19 protein-coding genes are annotated in these 19,555 nt (G+C 71.6%); 16 read left to right on the top strand and 3 right to left on the bottom strand.

What is annotated here, in order from left to right; genetic code table 11:
- Positions 1-133: 133 nt before the first annotated feature.
- From IDM40_RS02630 to IDM40_RS02575, 12 genes are all read left to right on the top strand, one after another.
- A complete protein-coding gene (locus IDM40_RS02630; protein ID WP_193120263.1) occupies positions 134-841 on the top strand; it encodes an HAD family hydrolase in 708 nt (235 codons plus the stop codon).
- 168 nt (positions 842-1,009) lie between these two features.
- Complete coding sequence (locus tag IDM40_RS02625) at positions 1,010-1,498, top strand: cellulose synthase (RefSeq protein WP_193120262.1); 489 nt, start codon at positions 1,010-1,012, stop codon at positions 1,496-1,498.
- Positions 1,499-2,041: 543 nt separating this feature from the next.
- Positions 2,042-3,088, top strand: coding sequence for an ABC transporter permease (locus tag IDM40_RS02620; RefSeq protein WP_193120261.1), 1,047 nt, complete (start codon positions 2,042-2,044; stop codon positions 3,086-3,088).
- A 70-nt stretch (positions 3,089-3,158) separates the two neighbouring features.
- Positions 3,159-4,904: an ABC transporter substrate-binding protein gene (locus tag IDM40_RS02615; RefSeq protein ID WP_193120260.1), complete on the top strand. Its 1,746-nt coding sequence runs from the start codon at positions 3,159-3,161 to the stop codon at positions 4,902-4,904.
- A gap of 87 nt (positions 4,905-4,991) precedes the next feature.
- Positions 4,992-6,005: an ABC transporter permease gene (locus tag IDM40_RS02610; protein ID WP_193120259.1), complete on the top strand. Its 1,014-nt coding sequence runs from the start codon at positions 4,992-4,994 to the stop codon at positions 6,003-6,005.
- Between the two features lie 88 nt (positions 6,006-6,093).
- On the top strand, positions 6,094-7,890 hold the full coding sequence (locus IDM40_RS02605) for an ABC transporter ATP-binding protein (RefSeq protein WP_193120258.1): 1,797 nt from the start codon (positions 6,094-6,096) through the stop codon (positions 7,888-7,890).
- A 211-nt stretch (positions 7,891-8,101) separates the two neighbouring features.
- Positions 8,102-8,266, top strand: coding sequence for a 50S ribosomal protein L33 (gene rpmG / locus IDM40_RS02600; RefSeq protein ID WP_193120257.1), 165 nt, complete (start codon positions 8,102-8,104; stop codon positions 8,264-8,266).
- Between the two features lie 2 nt (positions 8,267-8,268).
- Positions 8,269-8,517 carry a type B 50S ribosomal protein L31 gene (locus IDM40_RS02595; protein ID WP_193120256.1) on the top strand — a complete coding sequence of 83 codons (249 nt, stop codon included), beginning with the start codon at positions 8,269-8,271 and terminating at the stop codon, positions 8,515-8,517.
- 76 nt (positions 8,518-8,593) lie between these two features.
- Complete coding sequence (rpmF, locus tag IDM40_RS02590) at positions 8,594-8,764, top strand: 50S ribosomal protein L32 (protein WP_193120255.1); 171 nt, start codon at positions 8,594-8,596, stop codon at positions 8,762-8,764.
- A 96-nt stretch (positions 8,765-8,860) separates the two neighbouring features.
- Entirely contained in the window at positions 8,861-11,284 is a 2,424-nt protein-coding gene (locus IDM40_RS02585; protein WP_216630246.1) for a lysylphosphatidylglycerol synthase domain-containing protein, read from the top strand.
- A 113-nt stretch (positions 11,285-11,397) separates the two neighbouring features.
- Positions 11,398-11,748, top strand: a complete 351-nt coding sequence (locus IDM40_RS02580; protein WP_193120253.1) for a hypothetical protein — start codon at positions 11,398-11,400, stop codon at positions 11,746-11,748.
- Between the two features lie 90 nt (positions 11,749-11,838).
- On the top strand, positions 11,839-12,333 hold the full coding sequence (locus tag IDM40_RS02575) for a glutathione peroxidase (RefSeq protein WP_193120252.1): 495 nt from the start codon (positions 11,839-11,841) through the stop codon (positions 12,331-12,333).
- Positions 12,334-12,387: 54 nt separating this feature from the next.
- Here IDM40_RS02575 and IDM40_RS02570 read toward each other — a convergent pair whose 3' ends face one another.
- Entirely contained in the window at positions 12,388-14,184 is a 1,797-nt protein-coding gene (locus tag IDM40_RS02570) for an acyl-CoA dehydrogenase (RefSeq protein WP_193120251.1), read from the bottom strand.
- Positions 14,185-14,463: 279 nt separating this feature from the next.
- Between IDM40_RS02570 and aroQ the strand changes: the two genes are divergently transcribed.
- A complete protein-coding gene (gene aroQ / locus IDM40_RS02565) occupies positions 14,464-14,928 on the top strand; it encodes a type II 3-dehydroquinate dehydratase (RefSeq protein ID WP_193120250.1) in 465 nt (154 codons plus the stop codon).
- A gap of 29 nt (positions 14,929-14,957) precedes the next feature.
- Here the strand turns inward: aroQ and IDM40_RS02560 are convergent, their stop codons facing one another.
- Positions 14,958-15,848: a LysR family transcriptional regulator gene (locus tag IDM40_RS02560; RefSeq protein ID WP_193120249.1), complete on the bottom strand. Its 891-nt coding sequence runs from the start codon at positions 15,846-15,848 to the stop codon at positions 14,958-14,960.
- A 69-nt stretch (positions 15,849-15,917) separates the two neighbouring features.
- On the opposite strand from IDM40_RS02560, the gene IDM40_RS02555 reads away from it, so the two are divergent.
- Complete coding sequence (locus IDM40_RS02555; protein ID WP_193120248.1) at positions 15,918-16,517, top strand: short chain dehydrogenase; 600 nt, start codon at positions 15,918-15,920, stop codon at positions 16,515-16,517.
- 78 nt (positions 16,518-16,595) lie between these two features.
- Here the strand turns inward: IDM40_RS02555 and IDM40_RS02550 are convergent, their stop codons facing one another.
- Positions 16,596-17,339: a thioesterase II family protein gene (locus tag IDM40_RS02550; RefSeq protein ID WP_193120247.1), complete on the bottom strand. Its 744-nt coding sequence runs from the start codon at positions 17,337-17,339 to the stop codon at positions 16,596-16,598.
- 151 nt (positions 17,340-17,490) lie between these two features.
- Between IDM40_RS02550 and IDM40_RS02545 the strand changes: the two genes are divergently transcribed.
- A complete protein-coding gene (locus tag IDM40_RS02545) occupies positions 17,491-18,264 on the top strand; it encodes an SDR family oxidoreductase (RefSeq protein WP_216630244.1) in 774 nt (257 codons plus the stop codon).
- Positions 18,265-18,393: 129 nt separating this feature from the next.
- Positions 18,394-19,554, top strand: coding sequence for an isochorismate synthase (locus tag IDM40_RS02540; RefSeq protein ID WP_193120245.1), 1,161 nt, complete (start codon positions 18,394-18,396; stop codon positions 19,552-19,554).
- Position 19,555: the final 1 nt, after the last annotated feature.

Genomic DNA, 19,555 nt, shown 5'->3' with positions numbered 1-19,555 from the left:
CCTCCCGGGGACCCCGGGCTGTGGGGCAGGTCGCAGAGCCCGTGTCCGTACCGTGGAAAGACCGTTCCCACACACACGAGGGGAGACCGCGGCGCCCCCTTCCCGACCGGGAGTCCGGGCGGCCGCAGCACTTATGAGCGAACCGAGCACCCTGAGCCCGCACGCCGCCGAGCCCGCGCCCGCACGCCGCCTGCAGGCCGTCCTGCTCGACATGGACGGCACCCTCATCGAGAGCGAAGGGCTCTGGAACGAGGCCGAGGCCGAACTGGTCGCCGAGCTGGGCGGCCGGTGGACCGACGAGGACCACCAGCGCAACGTCGGCAACGCCGCCGTGCCCGTGGGCCGCTACATCATCGAGCTCACCGGGGCCCACCACCTCACCCCGCGAGAGGTGGCCACCAAGCTCTACGACCGTTTCCGCGGCAAGCTCGCCGGCGGGGCCGAGGTGCGCCCGGGCGCGGCCGAGCTCGTGCGCACGCTCGCCGGATCCGAGGTTCCGGTGGTGCTGGTGACCTCCACCGAGCGCGAGCTCATCGAGACGGCCCTGGGCCGCATCGGGCTGGACCTGTTCGACGACTCCGTGGCCGGCGACGAGGTCGGTGCGAACAAGCCGCACCCGGAGCCCTACCTGACCGCTGCCCAGCGCCTGGGCGTGGATCCGGCCCGGTGTGTGGCCGTGGAGGACTCAGCGGTGGGTGTGGCCTCGGCCGCCGACGCCGGGTGTGTGACCGTGGCCGTGCCCAACCACGTGGAGATCCCCCCGCGCGACGGTGTGGTCGTGCGCGAGAGCCTGGTCGGCGTCGACCTGGACTGGTTGGAGTCGCTGGTCTCGGGCGACTGAGGCGTGCTGGGCGTCCGGGAGGGGCTGGGCGGCCGCGCCGGCGGTGGGTAGCGTGAGAGGGACCCCGGGCCCCGGCGCCGGTCCGGGGCGGCGACTCGGGGAAGCCTCAGGGGTCGGCCGGATGTGCGCGCGGGCGCCGGATGGGAGACTGGTGCCATGAACTCGGATATGGCGACACTCGGTCTGGCCCTGGGAGCCGCACTCGCGTTGGTGGGCTTCGTCATCGCGTTCTTCCTCTGGCGCAGGAAGGGGGCGGCCCACGGCCTGCGGGCCCTGTCCTGGGCCCTGGTCCCCCTCGCCGCGGGGCTGTTGGGCCTGATGCACTCGGTGATCGTGTTCGTCAACAGCCTCTTCACCATCGTGGCGACGATGGTCTTCAACCCGATCGTGTGGGCCGGCACCGCCCTGGCCGGGCTGGCCGTGCTCCTGTACTTCGTCTCCGGGTTCATGAAGGCCCGGGGCATGGGTGTGAAGCAGCGCGGGGCCAAGGGTTCCTCCGGCGGGGGCGGCACCCCCGAAGCGGGCGGTGCCGCGGCCCCCACCCAGGTGTCCGGGGGCCAGAGCGCTTCCGGTGCAGGGGCGGGCTCCTCGGGCGGGGGAGACGACATGGACTTCGGCGACATCGAGGCCCTTCTCAAGAAGCGCGGTATCGAATGACCCAGGGCTGACCCGGCCGGCAGCACGGCGGCGGTTTCCGCGAGAGCGGGGCCGCCGCTTCTTGTATATCGGGCCCCGTGCCCCCCATAACGCTTCCCATAAGACCCGGGCCGGGGGCGCACCTGAGTTGAGCTGGGGGAGAGCCGTGAGCCGCCCTGACACGCAGGTCATCCGATGAATGTGAAGTCTGTTCACGTTCAGTGACCTTTCGTGCCTTTTTCGATTGTTCGTCACGATTGAGCTACATAGCCAGAAAGTGGACGATCTGTGCAGCCGGGCGCAGTAAATTTGGCGCTGTGTAACAGCCAGGGCGGCGCGAACGCCCGGCCGTGTTCAGTTCCCCCGTGACCCGGACCCGGCCCCGTCCGCGCACCGCGCGCGGTGGAAACCCCGTCTCCGCGCCCGGCCGACGCCCGCCCCCGCCAGTGCCGAGACCCGGCCGGCCACCGTAAGGCGTCCTCACAGGAACCCCCGAGGAGCCCTGACGCCACACGTGTGCCGCGACGGCCCCGGCCGGAAGCATGAGTGGAGAGTGGTGGCCTGATGAGCGCGCGCTCACGTGCCCCTGAGCCGGCGGAGCAGTCCGACAGCCCCGCCGGTGCCGACCCCGGCGCGAAGGCCTCCCCGCAACGCGGCGGCCCGGACACCTGGTCCCTGAAGCAGATCGCCTGGCAGCGCCTGCGCCGCGACAAGGTCGCGATGGTCTCCGGCGCCGTGGTCGTGCTGCTCATCCTCGCCGCGCTCCTGGCGCCCCTGCTGGTCAAGTGGTTCGGGCACCCGCCCACCCAGTTCCACCAGGACCTCATCGACCCGGTCCGCCGCGTGCCCTACGTCGACCCCGACAACCCCGAGCTCGGCACCGACCCCTGGGGCGCCATGAGCGGGCAGCACCTGCTCGGCGTGGAACCCACCACCGGTCGCGACCTGTTCAGCCGCATCCTCTACGGCGCGCAGATCTCCCTGCTCGTGGCGTTCCTGTCCACCCTGGTGTGCGTGGCCCTGGGCACCGTCATGGGCATCATCGCCGGCTACGTCGGCGGCTGGGTCGACACCGTCATCAGCCGCGCCATGGACATCTTCCTGGCCTTCCCGCTGATGCTGTTCGCGATCGCCCTGGTCGGCGTCATCCCCGACGGCGTCTTCGGCCTGGAGGGCAACGGGCTGCGCATCGGGGTCATCGTCTTCATCATCGGGTTCTTCAACTGGCCCTACATCGCACGCATCGTGCGCGGCCAGACGCTGTCGCTGCGCGAGCGCGAGTTCGTCGAGGCCTCCCGCAGCCTGGGCGCGAGCAACACCCACATCCTCGTGCGCGAGATCCTGCCCAACCTGGTGACGCCGATCATCGTCTACTCGACGCTGCTGATCCCCACCAACATCCTCTTCGAGGCCGCGCTGAGCTTCCTCGGGGTCGGGATCAACCCGCCCACGCCCAGCTGGGGCAAGATGCTCGCCGAAGCGGTGCCGCTCTACCAGCAGGCCCCGTACTTCATCATCATCCCCGGCCTGGCCATCTTCGTCACCGTCCTGGCGTTCAACCTCTTCGGTGACGGCCTCCGCGACGCCTTCGACCCCAAGACCTCGGACTGACGCCGACCCCCTCCGGGCCGAGTCCGGTCCAGGCCATCACATCCCCTGTTCAGAGAGAGGCAGTTCCCCGATGAGGAAACGCACCCTCGGATTCGTCGCGGTCGGCGCGGCGGCATCCCTGTTCCTGAGCGCCTGCGGCGCCGCCACCGAGAGCGGCGACAACGAAGGCGGCTTCGACCTGGGCTCGACGGAGGTCGTCAACCCCTCCGAGGAGCAGGGCGGCACCCTGCGCTACGCCATGGCCGCGGACTTCGACTCCACGGACCCGGGCGACACCTACTACGCCTTCAGCTGGAACTTCTCCCGCTACTTCGCCCGGACGCTGCTCGACTTCAGCCCCGAGCCGGGTGAGGCCGGCAACGAACTGGTGACCGACCTCGCCGTCGACCTGCCCGAGCCCAACGACGACTTCACCGAGTGGACGATCGAGATCCAGGACGGCCTCACCTACGAGGACGGCACCGAGATCGTCGCCGAGCACATCAAGTACGCCATCGCACGCTCCAACTTCGGCGGCGGCACCCTCTCGCACGGCCCGGACTTCTTCGCCCAGTTCCTCGACCAGGACGACATCGACGTCTACGAGAACGGCGCCGACCCGCTCGAGGGCTTCGACTCCATCGAGACGCCGGACGACCACACCCTGCTCTTCCACCTCGAGGACTCCTTCTCGGAGTTCCCCTACATCCTCACGCAGCTGCAGACCGCCCCCGTGCCGCCCGAGGCCGACCGCGGCGAGCTCTACAGCGAGAACGTGCTCTCCTCCGGCCCCTACAAGTTCGACGGCTCCTACGAGCCCGGTGTGGGCCTGAACCTGGAGCGCAACGAGGAGTGGGACCCCGAGACCGACCCGATCCGCCCCGCCCTGCCCGACCGCATCGAGGTCGAGCTCGGCGTCAGCAAGGACGAGGTCGACGAGCGCCTGACCAACGGTGAGCTCGACGTGGACCTGGAGTCCAACGGTGTCGGCACCTCCATGTACGGCCGCCTCGTCGACGACGAGTCCGTCCAGGACAACCTGGACAACCCCATCGCCGGGTCGCTGCGCTACGTCAACATCCACGCCCCGATCATCGACGACCTCGCGTGCCGCCAGGCCATCATGTACGCGGCCGACCGCGAGAGCATGCACCGCGCCTGGGGCGGCGACATGGGCGGCGACATCGCCACCAGCCTGCTCCTGCCCGACCTGGCCGGCGCCGACACCGACCTGGACCTCTACCCGTCCGAGGACGGCACCGGCGACCTCGAGGCCGCCGAGGCCAAGCTCGAGGACTGCGGTGAGGAGGACGGCTTCAGCACCACCATCGCCGTCCGCGACACCAGCGAGCGCGACATCGACACCGCCGAGGCCCTCCAGGAGTCCCTGGCCCGCGTCGGCATCGAGGTCGACATCGAGCAGTACCCGGCCGCCCAGTTCTTCGGCCAGTACGCCGGCTCGCAGGACTTCGTGCGCGACAACGAGATCGGCCTGAGCGTCTCCGGCTGGGGCGCCGACTGGCCCACCGGTTACGGCTTCGCCTCCGCCATCACCCACGGCGAGAACATCCAGGAGACCGGCAACTACAACACCGCCGAGCTCGACGACCCCGAGATCAACGAGCTGTGGGACCAGTCCCTGACCACCGAGGACCCGGACGAGCGCGCCGACCTCTACGGCCAGATCGAGAAGCTGGTCATGGAGAACGCCGCGATCCTGCCCGCCGTCTTCGACCGGTCGCTGTTCTACCGGCCCGACGACCTCACCAACGTCTACTTCCACCCCGCGTTCATGGGCTACGACTTCATGGCCCTGGGCGTGGACCGGGACCAGTAGCCCTACCGCCTGAACTGATACGAGAAGGCAGGTGAAGGCGGCGGGGCCCACGGGCTCGCCCCCGCGGGTACCCCGCCGCCGTCCGCGATGCTGACCTACATCCTCCGGCGCCTCGGAGCGGGGCTGCTGCTGCTCGCCGTCGTCACGATGGTGACCTTCTGGATCTTCTACGTCCTGCCCCGGTGGGCGGGCGTCACCCCGCAGGGCATGGCCGCCATGTACGTGGGCCGTGCCCCGACCCCGGAGGCGCTCGCGGCCACCGTCGACCGGCTCGGTCTGGACCAGCCGGTGGCCGTGCAGTTCGTCGAGTTCGTGCGCGGCCTCCTGTTCGGCCAGGAGTTCACCTTCGGCCGGGAGACGGTCGAGTGCGCGGCGCCCTGCCTGGGTTACTCCTTCATCACCAACTCCCCGGTCCTGCCGCAGATCCTGGACCGGCTGCCCGTCACGATGTCCCTGGCCGCGGGCGCGGCCGTCATCTGGGTCATCGGCGGTGTGACCGTCGGTGTGGTCTCCGCCGTCAAGAAGGGCAGCGTCTTCGACCGCATCGCCATGTCCACCGCGCTGGTGGGCGTGTCCATGCCCATCTACTTCACGGGTCTGCTGGCGTTGGCCTTCCTGGTGCACCAGTGGGGCCTGTTCCCCGTCTCGCGCTACGTGCCCCTCACCGAGGACCCCGTCTCGTGGTTCCAGGTGATGCTGCTGCCCTGGATCACCCTGGCGTTCCTGCACGCGGCCCAGTACGCGCGCCAGACCAGGGCGGGCATGCTCGAGACGCTCAACGAGGACTACATCCGCACCGCGCGCGCCAAGGGGCTGAGTGAACGCAAGGTCATCTTCAAGCACGCGCTGCGCCCCACGCTCACCCCGATCGTGACCATCCTGGGCCTGGACATCGGCCTGGTCATGGGCGGCGCGATCCTCACCGAGAAGGTCTTCTCCCTCAACGGTGTGGGTGCCTACGCCATCGACGCCATCATCAGCAACGACCTGCCCGTGGTCATCGGCGTGACGCTGCTCGGCGCGGTCTTCGTCGTGCTCTGCAACCTGGTCGTCGACCTGCTCTACCCGATCGTCGACCCGCGCGTGCGCATCAACGCCTGACCGCGGGCGCGTGACGCCGCACCGCACCCACCGGCCGGGACCCCTGCCCCGGCCCCCGATCTCCCGCCTCGAACGAAGGAAACCTGACATGGCCTCGACCGGACCGGCAGCGACCGCCCCAGACGCCGTCGTGCGCGTGGACGACCTGCGGGTGAGCTTCCCGATCATGGACGCCGACGACGTCCACGCGGTCAAGGGGCTCTCCTTCGAGCTGCCCGCCGGGGGAGCCCTCGGCATCGTGGGGGAGTCGGGGTCGGGCAAGAGCGTGACCTCGCTGGCGCTGATGGGTCTGCACCGCGGCAGTCGGGCGCGGATCTCCGGTTCCGTCGAGGTCGCGGGCCAGGACGTCAACGCCGCCAGCGACAAGCAGTTGCGGGCGATGCGGGGCAACGACATCGCGATGGTCTTCCAGGACCCGATGCAGTCCCTGCACCCGCAGTACACGATCGGCAACCAGCTCGTCGAGGCCTACCGGGTCCATCACCCCAAGGCGGGCCGGGCCACAGCCCGCGCCCGTGCGATCGAGTCGTTGGAGCGGGTGGGGATCCCGGAGCCGGCCAAGCGCATCAACTCCTACCCGCACGAGTTCTCGGGGGGTATGCGCCAGCGTGTGGTGATCGCGATGGGGCTCATGTGCGATCCGAAGGTGTTGCTCGCCGACGAGCCGACCACGGCTCTGGACGTGACGGTCCAGGCCCAGGTGCTCGACCTGCTCGACGAGCTCCGCCGCGACCTCGGGATGGCGCTCATTCTCGTTTCGCACGACCTGGCGGTGGTGGCCGGTTCGGTGGACGAGGTCGTGGTGATGCGCCACGGCGAGGCGGTCGAGCGCGGCGATGTACGCCGGGTGCTTGCCGAGCCGGAGCACGCCTACACGCGAGCGCTGTTGGACGCGGTTCCGCGCGTGGAGGTCTCGCGAGCACAGCGCCGCGCCCAGGACCGCGCCGACCGGGTCGAGCGCGACAAGGCCGCCGGGCGCATCACCGAACCGGGTGAGTTCGCCGCGTTCACCCCCTCGGGCACGACCGACGGGGACACACCGCTGCTGCGCGTGCGCGACCTGTCGCAGCGGTTCAAGGTGCGCGGTGGTCTGTGGGGGCGTTCCAGTGACTTCTGGGCGGTCAAGGGCGCCGGCTTCGACCTGCACAAGGGCCAGACGCTCGGTGTGGTGGGCGAGTCGGGGTCGGGCAAGAGCACGTTGTCGCGGATGGTGATGCGGCTGTTGGAGCCGACCGAGGGCACGGTGGAGTTCGAGGGCCGCGACATCACCCATCTGTCGGAGCGGGCGCTGCGGCCGTTGCGGCGCGACATCCAGATGGTCTTCCAGAACCCGTACTCCTCGCTCAACCCCCGTGTCACGGTCGGCGACGCGATCGGCACGGCGCTGCGGGTGCAGGGCGAGCGCAACCGCGGTGAGATCCGCAACCAGGTGTGCGAGCTGTTGGAACGGGTCGGGTTGGAGTCCGGGCACTACAACCGGTTCCCGCATGCGTTCTCGGGCGGGCAGCGCCAGCGGATCGCGATCGCGCGGGCGCTGATCCTCAAGCCGAAGCTGATCATCTGCGACGAGCCGGTCTCGGCCCTGGACGTGTCCACCCAGGACCAGGTGCTGCGCCTGCTGTCGGAGCTGCAGGACGATTTCGGGCTGACCTACATCTTCGTGGCCCACGACCTGGCTGTGGTGCGCCAGGTCAGCGACCGGGTCGCGGTCATGCGCAAGGGCGAGATCGTGGAGATGGGCGACAGCGACACCGTCTACGAGAACCCGCAGAGCGACTACACCCGTTCCCTGCTGGCGGCGGCCCCGGTGCTGGACGCCGACGAGTCCCGGCGCCTGCGGGCCGAGCGCGTGCAGGGCCGCGCGCAGGAGCAGGCCACGGTCTGACCCGAATCACACCCCCGAGGGCGGGGCCGCCGATCCGGTGGCCCCGCCCTCTGCTGTTGTCGGCCGTAGCGGGCTTCCGGGGATCCGGCCGACCGGGGGTCGTCACGGTGTGTGGCTCATGGGTCGCCGAACGAACTCGGCGACTGGACTAGGAATGAAAACGGTTATCGTATCCTTGTAAGGGTCGGACACCGAGACCCAGGAGGCACACATGGCACGCAGCGAGACCCGTCCCGTCATCAAGCTCAGGTCCACCGCCGGGACCGGCCACACCTACGTCACCCGCAAGAGCCGCCGGAACACACCCGACCGCCTGCGCCTGAAGAAGTACGACCCCGTCGTGCGCCGCCACGTCGAGTTCCGAGAGGAGCGCTGAACATGCAGCAGGGGATCCACCCCGAGTACCGCCCCGTCGTCTTCCGCGACCGGGCCGGTGATTTTTCCGTCCTGACCCGCTCCACCGTCACCAGCGACCGCACCGTCGAATGGACCGACGGGCAGACCTACCCGGTCATCGACGTCGAGATCTCCAGCGCCAGCCACCCCTTCTACACGGGTGCCGCGCGGGTCGTCGACACCGCCGGACGTGTGGAGCGCTTCAACCGCCGGTACCAGAAGCAGCGGTAACCACCCGCCGGGGCGCGGCACCACCGCGCCCCACCGAACCCCGAACGACCCCCGAACGACCCCTGAGAGGACCGCCGTGGCCGTCCCCAAGCGCAAGATGTCGCGCGCCAACACCCGCACGCGCCGCTCCCAGTGGAAGGCGCAGCGCCCCGAGCTGGTCACCGTCCACCTGCAGGGACGCGAGTACCGCGTTCCGCGCAACCTCGTCCCCGCCTACCGGCGCGGCCTCATCGACCCGCCGGCCTGAACCGGGCGCACGCCACACCCCTGCCCACCGCCGCCGGACGACCTCCGGCGGCGGTGCTGTGGCCGGGCAACGGGCCGTACGAAACACCCCCGCCCCATGTGCCCGAAACCCCACCGGTCGGGCAGGCTGGGACCCGTGACAACCCGAACCCACACCGAACCCGGGGCACCGGACACCCCACCGGTCGCACACGTGCCACGCAGACCCGTCGACCTCCTCGCGGGCGCCTCCGGACTCCTGCTGCTGGCCGCCGTTCTGGCCACCGTGCGCCTGGCCACCGACCCCGGACAGGCCGCCGACCCCGACGGCCTGCGCGCCCTGGTCCCCTCCAGCCTGCTCTTCCTGGTGGCCCTGGGCGCGAACCTGCTCATCATCCTCCTCTTCTGCGTCAGCGCCCTGCGCGCCCTCTTCCTGCGCCGCCTGCGCGACTTCACCCGCGCGGCCACCGCGGGGATCGCCGCCTACGGGCTCGCCTCACTGGTCAACGCCGCCCTGGCCACCCTCGTCGGCCCGGGCGAACCCACCCTCACCGGGGCGCCCGGGGACGTCTTCACCAGCGCCAGCCTCGGTTACGTCGCCGCCGCCATCGCCGTGGCCCGCACCCTGCCGACCGGGCTGCCGCGCGTGCGCGCCTGGCTCTGGGGCGCCGCGGCCACCGCCACCGCCTGCGCCATCCTCGCCGGGGTCACCAGCTTCCTCGCGCTGCTGGTCACCGTCCTGGTCGGCTTCGCCTGCGGGTTCCTGGCGCTGTACGCCGTCGGCACCAGCGGCGCACCCACCGACCTGGTCGCCCGCGCCCACGGCGAGCTCGTGCGCTTCGGGATGCCCGCCGACCTCATCACCCCCGCCGGACACGACCACGACGGCAACCCCCGGTTCCTCGCCGACCTGGCCGACGGCGCCCGCGTGGAACTGTCCGCGCTCAGCTCCGAGAACACCACCGGGTTCTGGCTGCGCCTGCGCGACCTGCTCTTCCTGCGCGGCCCCGTCGCCCCCCGCATGCTCTACGGGGTCCGCCGCCGAGCCGAGCACGCCGCCCTCATGGGCCACACCGTGCGCCGCGCCGGGGTGCGCACCCCCAGGGTCCTGGGCGTGGGCGAGATCGGCCCCGGAACCGTGCTGCTCATCCGGGAGGTCGTGGCCGCCCGCCCGCTCGACGCCCTCCCCGACGCCGAGATCACCGACCACCTCGCCGACCGCTGCTGGAACCTCCTGGAGACCCTGCAGCGCCACCGCATCGCCCACGGCGACCTCAGCGGTTCCACCCTCGGCCTCACCGACGACGGCGACCTCGTCCTGACCGGCGTGGACCGCGGCACCATCGCCGCGCCCCAGCTGCGCCTCTCCCTCGACGCCGCCGCACTGGTCACCCTGCTCGCCCTGCGCATGGGGTCCGACCGCGCCGCCGACGCCGCCGTACGCGCACTCGGGGTCACCGACACCGCCGCCCTGCTGCCCTTCCTCCAACCCGCCGGCATGCCCTACGCCCTGCGGGCCCGACTGCGCTCCGACCGCGGCCTGCTCGCCCGGCTGCGCGACCACATCGTGGCCATGGCCCCCGAGGCGCCCGCCGCACCGGCCCGCCTCGAACGCATGCGCCCGCGCACCGTCGTCAGCGTCGTCGTGGCCACCGCCGTCGGGCTCGTCCTGCTGTACCAGCTCACCGGGGTCGACCTCAGCACCATCGCCGGAGCGGACCTGGGATGGGCCGCGGCCGCGCTGGCCATGGCGACCGTGTGCATGGTCGCCGCCGCCATGGTCCTCATCGGCTTCGTGCCCCTGCGCCTGCCCTGGTGGCGGACCCTGGCCGTGCAGTACGCCGCCTCCTTCGTGCGCATCGCCGCACCTGCCGGGCTGGGGTCCATCGCGATCAACACCCGTTTTGTCATCAAGGCCGGGGCGCCCGCGTCCCTGGCGCTGTCCGCCGTCGGGCTGAGCCAGGTCGTGGGGTTCCTCGTGCACGTGCCCCTGTTGCTGGTGTGCGCCTACCTGACCGGGACGTCCTACTGGACCGGGTTCACACCCTCGCCCACGGTGGTCGTGCTGTGCCTGGCCGCCACCGCCGCCATCGGTGCCGTACTGCTGCGGCCGCGCATGCGCAGGGCCGTCGGCGAACGGGTGCGGCCCTACCTCAGCGGGGTCCTGCCGCGGCTGCTCGACACCCTGCAGAGCCCGAGCGGACTGATCCTCGGACTGGGCGGCACGCTGCTGCTGACCGTCGGGTTCGTGCTCTGCCTGCACTTCTCCGTGCTGGCCTTCGCCCACCCGGGGGAGGAGATCGGCCTGGTCGCCGTCGCCGTGGTCTTCCTCGCCGGCAACGCCATCGGTTCGGCCGCGCCCACACCGGGCGGGCTCGGCGCCGTGGAGGCCGCGCTCATCGGCGGGCTCACCGCCGTGGCCGGGGTGCCGGCCGCGGTCGCCCTGCCCGCGGTGCTGCTGTTCCGCCTGCTCACCTTCTGGCTCCCGGTGCTGCCCGGGTGGGCGGCCTTCTCCCATCTTCAGCGCAAGGAGGCCATCTGAGCCGGGGCGGGCGCGAGCGGTCGGGCGCCGGGTCCCGGAGCGCCGGAAAACCCGTTGCCTCCCGCACGGGCGCTCTGCTGCACTGTGGCGACCCGAGACGAAGGAGAGAGGCCATGATCCCCGGCCACTGGAGGGCCCACCACCGCGACGAGGACGGCGAGGTGCTCGGCTACCTGCGCCCCGAGGGCGAGGGCCACGTGCCCGTCACCCCGTTCGGCCACGCCCTGGAGGGTCCCCAGAGCGAGGACGAGGCCCGGGCCGCGCTCGACAGCCGGGGCCTGACCTACCTCGCCGACCCGTGGCTGCTCACCCTGCCCGGCCGTGAGGAGCCCGTCCAGGTGCGCATCCTCGAGGTCTCGCCCCGCCGCATGCGCGTCGCCAACGCCGACTACGGCTACGACGAGGTCGACATCGGCCACGTCTTCGAGGTCGACGTCCCGGCCGAGGGCATGCGCCCCGCCTGACCGGGAGCGCCCCTCCGGGCCCGCGTCCGTGGGCACCCGCGGCGGTCGGTACGGTGGCCACCACTGCACCGACCGCCGCAGGAGGAGACCGTGCCGACACTGGACCCCATCCCCGTGACCCTCATCGACGGGCGCGAGACCACGTTCGGGGAGTGGGCCGGACAGGTCCGCCTCGTGGTCAACGTCGCCTCGCGGTGCGGGTTCACCCCGCAGTACGAGCAGCTCGAGGAGCTCCAGCGGCGCTACGCCGACCGCGGGTTCACCGTCGTGGGCTTTCCCAGCAACCAGTTCCTGCAGGAGTTCGGCGGTGACGACAAGATCGCCGCGTACTGCTCGGCCACCTGGGGCGTGACCTTCCCGATGGCGAGCAAGGCCAAGGTCAACGGCCGTGGAGCGCACCCCCTGTTCGCCGAGCTCACCCAGGCCCCCGACGCCCAGGGCAAGGCCGGCAAGGTCAAGTGGAACTTCGAGAAGTTCCTCGTGCTGCCCGACGGCGCCGTGCACCGGTTCCGCACCAGCACCCGCCCGGACGACCCCGAGGTGGTCGAACTCATCGAGAAGTCCCTGCCCGAGCAGGCCGGCTGAGGCCGGGGCCCGCCTGGCGGCCGGCCCGGGAACAGGACGGCCGCCGGGGTCGGGTCACAGCAGGTCGGCCGGGGTGTCCAGCACCGTGCTCTCACCCGAGGCCACCAGGTCGAACTGCGGACCGGTGCGCGGGAGCTCGTGCCGGAAGAAGTACCGCGCCGCCGAACGCTTGCCGTCGTAGAACGTGCCCTCCTGCCCGTGCGCGGCCACCGACTGCTCCAACCACATCCACGCCAGCACCACGTGCCCCACCGCTTCCAGGTAGGCGGTGGCGTTGGCCAGCGCGGACTCGGGCGCGCCCTGCGCCCAGGCCGCGGCGGCCGTCTGCGCCACGCGTTCCAGCGCCGCGTCCAGCAGCTCGGCGTGCTCGGCCTCCGCGCCGCCCAGGGCCCGCGCACGCTCGACCGTCCCTCGGGCCTCCTCCACCAGCAGCGACAGGCGCTTGCCTCCGTCCTGCACCGCCTTGCGGCCCAGCAGGTCAAGCGCCTGGATGCCGTGCGTGCCCTCGTGGATCGCGTTGAGCCGGTTGTCGCGGTAGTGCTGCTCCACGTCGTACTCGCGCGTGTACCCGTACCCGCCGTGCACCTGGATCGCCAGGTCGTTGGCGGCCACACACCACTGCGAGGGCCAGCTCTTGACGATCGGCGTCAGCACGTCGAGCAGCAGCTCCGCGCGCTCGCGCACCTGCGCGTCCGCGTGGCTGAGGGTGTCGTCGACCAGCCGGGCGCTGTACAGCACGAGCGCCATCGCCCCCTCGACGTAGCTCTTCTGGGCCAACAGCATGCGGCGCACGTCGGTGTGCTCGATGATGGGCACCTGCGGCCGGGCCGGGTCCTTGGCGGTGACCGGGCGGCCCTGCACCCGCTCGCGCGCGTACTCCAGCGACTTCAGGTACCCGGTGTAGCCCACCGCGGTGGCGCCCGCGCCGACGCCGATCCGGGCCCCGTTCATCATGTGGAACATGTACTTCAGGCCCTGGTGGGCCTCGCCGACCAGGTACCCGACCGCGCCGGGCCGGCCCTGCGGGGTGTGGGCCCCCTCGCCGAAGTTGAGCAGCGCGTTGACGGTGCCTCGGTACCCCATCTTGTGGTTGAGCCCGGCCGGGACCACATCGTTGCGCTCGCCGGGGGAGCCGTCGGGTCCGGGGAGGTACTTGGGCACGATGAACAGCGAGATGCCCTTGACCCCGGGCGGGCCGCCGGGGAGCTTGGCCAGCACCAGGTGGACGATGTTCTCGGTCAGCTCGTGGTCGCCGGCCGAGATCCACATCTTGTTGCCGAAGAGGCGGAACGCACCGTCCTCGGCCGGTTCGGCGCGGGTGGTGATGTCCGCCAGGGAGCTGCCCGCCTGCGGTTCCGACAGGCACATGGTTCCGGTCCACCGGCCCTCGACCATCGGGCGCACGTAGGTGTCGATCTGCTCCTGGGTGCCGTGGGCCAGCAGCAGCCGGGCGTTGCCGGTGGTCAGGAACGGGTACGCGGAGGTGCCCAGGTTCGCGGCCTGGAACCAGGCGCTGCAGGCGCTGGAGACCACGTGCGGGACCTGCGCGCCGCCCACGGACTCGGGCATGCCCAGCGAGCTCAGCCCCGTCTCGGCGTAGACCTTCAGGGCCTCGCCGACCTCGGCGTTGACGTGCACCTGGGCGCCGTCGAAGTGGGGTTCGTCGGCGTCGTTGGTCTTGTTGTGCGGGGCGAAGTGGTCGGTGGCCACACGTTCGGCCAGCTCCAGGGCTCCGTCGAAGGTCTCGCGGGAGTGCTCGGCGTAGCGGGGGCGCTCGGTCAGCTCCTCGGTGCCGAGCCATTCGTAGAGCAGGAAGCTCAGGTCGCGTGCGGACAAAAGGTTGGACGCCACGGGGTTCCTCCAAACCATCGTGAACCGACTGGTCGGTATGCTATCTGACGCCGTGTCCCGGGTCACCCCGGAGGCGCCGCGGAGGATGCAGACGCAGTTGGGGCGGGCGGAACCGCCCCCTTCGGCAGCGGGGGAGCGAGCGTTCCTCGGCTCGGCCCCGGACCGCCCTGTTCCGGGGCGGGTTGGTTATGCTCGGGGGCGCCGCGCCCGCGGCGGGGGAGCACCGGCGACCCGGCCGGGGCGCACCGACCCCAGCCACCGACGACCGAGGCGCACCGCATGACCCACCCCGAGCCCGCCCGCAAGGTCCTGCTCCTGAACGGGCCCAACCTCAACCTCCTGGGCACCCGCGACCCCGCCCAGTACGGCACCACCACCCTCGCCGAGATCGAGGCCCGCGTGGTCGCGCTGGGGGAGGAATTGGGGGTGGAGGTCGTCTGCGCCCAGCGCAACGGCGAGGGCGACCTCGTCGACCTGATCCACGGCGCGCGCGGCTGGGCCGGTGTCGTGATGAACCCCGGCGCCTACGCCCACTACAGCATCGCCCTGCGCGACGCCGTCGACGCCGTCGAGGCCCCCGTCGTCGAGGTCCACATCTCCAACATCTACGCACGCGAGGCCTTCCGCCACACCTCCGTGACCGCGCCCGTGGCCGCCGGCTACATCGCCGGCTGCGGCACGTTCGGCTACGAGCTCGGCCTGCGTGCCGTGCTCCAGCGCGACCAGGAGCGCCGCGCCGGCTGACCCCGGGGCCGGTGCCCGGTGGTGTCGCTCTACGGGGCGACGCTCTCCGGGGCGTGCTGGGCGAAGTACCGGGCGCAGAAGGAGGCGAAGGCGTCGATGTCCGGGTGGCGGCGCTCGGCGTGCCAGGTCAGGGCCACGTCGACCCGCGGGGAGTCCTCGACGGGCAGGTAGGCCACCTCCGGGTGGGAGCGCCCGTACACCGTGGCCGAAGCGGTCACCCCCACGGCCTCACCGAGCGCGATACGGGTCAGCCACTCGTCCGTGTTGGCCACCGCGACCCCGTGCGCCGCATGGCCGCGGCTCTCCCACAGATCCAGCGTCACCGTGGGCGCGGTCCGGCACAGGGCGACCGGGTGCCCGGACAGCTCGGCCAGGTCCACCGACCGTCGCCGTGAGAGCGGGTTCGAGGAGGCGACCGCAGCGACCAGGCACTCCGTGAACAGAGGGTGGGAGACCAAACCGTCGGGTCCCCGGTCCCCGGTCTCCAGGCCCCTGACAACGGCGGCGTCGAGGCGGCCCCGCACGAGGTCGGCGCGGGGATCCTCCGGACGGGCGACCTCGACAGGCGTCGCCGAGTGGTCCCGCCACGCGCGCAGGAGCGGCACGGTGTGCTCACCGAGCCCCGCCCAGGCCAACCCCAGCCGCAGGGGTCGGGCCGGCTCCTCCCGCGCCCGGGCCACGGCGGTGTCCAACCGTCCGAGCACACCGCGTGCGTCCTCCGCGAAGCGCAGGCCCGCCCGGGTGAGGGCGAACTCCCGCGTGGTCCGCTCCACCAGGCGGGCCCCCAGGGCCTCCTCCAACTGCGCGATCGTGCGCGAGAGCGTGGGCTGTGTGGTGCCAAGAACGGCGGCGGCCGTGGTGAACGTGTCGCATTCACCGAGGACCACCAGTGCACGCAGATGACGCAGTTCGACACTCATGCGTCCAGCGTATGGGCGGCCGCAAGAACGTATTTCTCTTTTTCCTCCAGAATGCCTAGAGTCCGAGCCATGAAGATCATGGTGGTAGGAGCATCAGGAAAGGCCGGAAAGGCGACCCGCGAACTCTTGTCCCGGCGCGGGCACACGATCGTGACGGTGGGTCGGAATTCCGGCGACATCCGCTGCGACATCTCCCAACCCGAACAGCTGAGCCAACTCTGGTCGCGCGTCGGCCGGGTCGACGCCGTGGTCAGCGCCGCGGGGGACGTGCCGTACGCGCCGTTGGAAAAGCTCGGCCCGGACGATTACCGGTCGGCCTTCGACCAGAAGGTGCACGGCCAGATCGACCTGGTCCGCACGGGCCTTCCGTATGTCGCCGAGCGCGGGTCCTTCACCCTCATCACCGGGGTCACCGCTCGGGATCCGATCCTTCAGGGAGCCGCGGCGGCCATGGCCAACGGCGCGGTCGAATCCTTCGTCCGCGCCGCCGCGGTGGAGATCGCCCCGCAGCGCATCAACGCGGTGAGCCCCTCGGTCTTCACCGAGAGCCTGCCCGACTACGGGGACTACTTCCCCGGCTTCGCCCCGGTCGATCTGGCCGAGGTCGCCCGCGCTTACCAGAAGTCCGTGGAAGGGGCTCGGACCGGAGAGGTCATCATCCCTGCATGAATCCGTCCCGCCCGGCCGCCCTCGCTGCGTTCGCCGCACTCGGCCTCGCGCGGGGGCGGTTTTCTGCTGTCGGCGGGGTCAGATGCGCGTAACGATCTCCTCGACGACCTGGGGCAGCTGATCCTCGAGGTAGAAATGCCCGCCGGGCATGACCCGCATGTGGAAACCGGCCGCGGTCTCCTTTTCCCACGGGCCGACGGAATCGACCGGAACGCGCGGGTCACGGTCGCCGGCCAGGGCGACGACCGGGCAGTCGAGCTGTTCTCCGGGCGTGTATTCGTATCCCTCGAGCATGAGGAAGTCCGCGCGCAGCGCCGGAAGGGCGAGTTCGAGCAGCGCGGGGTGCTGCAGGACCGGTGAAGTGCCCTCGGACAGCAGGCGCAGATCCTCGGTCAGCGCCGCGTCGTCGGCCCCGCGGGCCGAGGGCGTTCCCGGCGGCGGCCAGGGCAGCGAGGGGGCCTGGGAGGCCGAGGCGAACAGGGCCGCAGGGCGTCGGCCCTCCCTCTCCAGGCGCCGCACGGCCTCGAAGGCCAGAACGGCACCCATGCTGTGCCCGAAGAACGCGAGGGGAATCCCCTCGTCCGCCAGTGGTGAGAGCTCTTCCACCACGGTCTCCACGAGTGCGTCGACCTTTTCGAAGAACGGTTCGCGGTAACGGTCCTGGCGCCCCGGATACTGCACGGCCCGTGTTTCCACGCCCCGTTCCGCCAGCCCTTTCGAAAGGGGGTGGAACGCGCTCGCCGAACCGCCGGCGTGCGGAAAGCACACCAGGCGCGCCCGCGGTTCCTGCGAGGGGTGGAAACACCGTGTCCACTCGGTCATCGACTCCTGCCTCCTGCCGTCCTGTCCATGTGTCCCAGGTCACCGTCGAGCCCGGATTGACACCGGGGCCCGGGTGGGTCTTAAGGTAAGCCTTGCCTAAATAAGGCAAGCTTTGCCTTGCCAAGTCAGTCATGGTGTCACACAGGAGGCGTTGAGCGTGGATGGGACCGGCGGTTCGGTAGGGCTCGTCATCGGAGCGGCGAGCGGTGTCGGACGGGCGGTCGCCACGGACCTGGCCGCACAGGGAACCCGGGTCGCCGTCGCCGACGTCGACCCCGCAGGCCTCGCTGAGACCGTCCGACTGCTGGAGGAATGGGGGCACAAACCCTCCGCCCACACCGTCGACGTCACCGACACAGCCCGCGTCGAGGAGCTCTTCGACGAGGCCGAGGAGGCCTGCGGGCCCCTCACCGCCGTGGTGAACGCGGCGGGCGTGCTCTCCACCGGCCCCGTCACCGAGTGCACCGACCGCGACTGGGACCGGATGCTCGCGGTCAACGCCACGGGTGTCTTCGCCGTCGGCCGGGCCGCCGCGCGCCGGATGGGTCCCCGCGGCGAGGGCGCCCTGGTCACGGTCGCCTCCAACGCCGCGGGCGTCCCCCGGTCCGGGATGGCCGGCTACGCGGCCTCCAAGGCCGCCGCCGTCGCCTTCACCAAATCCCTCGGACTGGAGTTGGCCCCCTCCGGCGTGCGCTGCAACATCGTCTCGCCCGGCTCCACCGACACCCCGATGCTCAGGGCCATGACGCCCGACACCGGTGCACTCGTCCAGGGGGACCCCGACCGGTTCAAGGTCGGCATCCCCCTCGGGCGCCTCGGCCGGGCCGAGGACGTCGCCGAGGCCGTGCGCTTCCTGCTCTCCGACGCCGCCCGCCACATCACGATGCACGAGCTGTACGTGGACGGCGGCGCCACCCTGCGCTGAGCGCCACCCTGCGCTGAGCGCCACCCTGCGCTGAGTCCGCCCCTCCGCCGATCCCGGCAGTCCCCCCACGCGGCCCCGCCTCACCTCGCACCGCACGCGCGTGCCACGAACACAGAAAGGCCCCCACGCATGCCCCAGCGCACCGTCGCCCCCGCTGCCACAGCGGACGACCTCCTCACGGCCTACCGGCCGGGGGACTCGTTCTTCTCCACCTCCACCACGGCCCTCCACGGGACCGGTGCGCTCGCCACCGCCGACCGGCTCGACGACATCCCCGCCGTCCTCGCCGAGGCCGGGGGGAACGCCGTCGCCGTGGGCGCGGTCCCCTTCGACGCCACCCGGCCCGCCCACGTGGTCGTGCCCGAGACCGTCCAGTGGTCGCCGTCCCCGTCCCGGGAGAGCGCCGCCAACACCCGCTGGGACGCCCTGGCCGGCACGTGGAGCCTGACCGCGCACCCCGAACCCGAGGCGCACGTGGCCGCCGTCGAGCGCGCCGTCAAGGCCATGGCCGAGGACCCGGGGCTGCGCAAGGTCGTGCTCGCCCGCTGCCTGCGTGCGCAGAGCACCGAGGACGTCGACGTGGCCACCGTGCTGGCCAACCTCCTGCGCCGCGACCCCACCGCCTTCGTCTTCGCCACCAACCTGCCCGAACGCGGTGACGGGGTGCGCACCCTCCTGGGCGCCAGCCCCGAACTCCTCGTCTCCAAGCGCGGCGGGCGCGTGGAGTCCAACCCGCTCGCCGGATCGGCGCCGCGCAGCGCCGATGCCACCAAGGACCAGCGGCGCGCGGTCGGCCTGCTCACCTCGTCCAAGGACCGCCACGAACACGCCGTCGTGGTCGACGCGGTCGCCGACGCGCTGTCCCCCCACTGCCGCAACCTCACGGTGCCCACCGAACCCGAACTGGTCAGGACCGCCACCATGTGGCACCTGTCCACCCGGATCAGCGGGGAACTCACCGACCCCGACGTGCCCGCGCACCGGCTCGCCGCCGACCTGCACCCCACGCCGGCCGTCTGCGGCAGCCCCACCGGCCGGGCCTTCGACACCATCACCGGCCTGGAGCCCTTCGACCGCGGCTTCTACACCGGTGCGGTCGGCTACACCGACGCCGCCGGCGACGGGGAGTGGGTCGTGACGATCCGCTGCGCCGACGTGGCCGGGCGTTCCCTCGACCTCTACGCGGGCGGAGGCGTGATGCCCGAGTCCGAACCGGAGGCCGAACTGGCCGAGACCTCGGACAAGCTGCGCACCCTGCTGCTGGCCCTCGGAGTGGACGGAACCGCCTGAA

This window comes from Nocardiopsis coralli (assembly GCF_014892575.1).
GTDB classification, from domain to species: domain Bacteria; phylum Actinomycetota; class Actinomycetes; order Streptosporangiales; family Streptosporangiaceae; genus Nocardiopsis; species Nocardiopsis coralli.
Note: the sequence above shows the minus strand (reverse complement) of the source record. Positions and strands in the feature narration are given on the sequence as shown.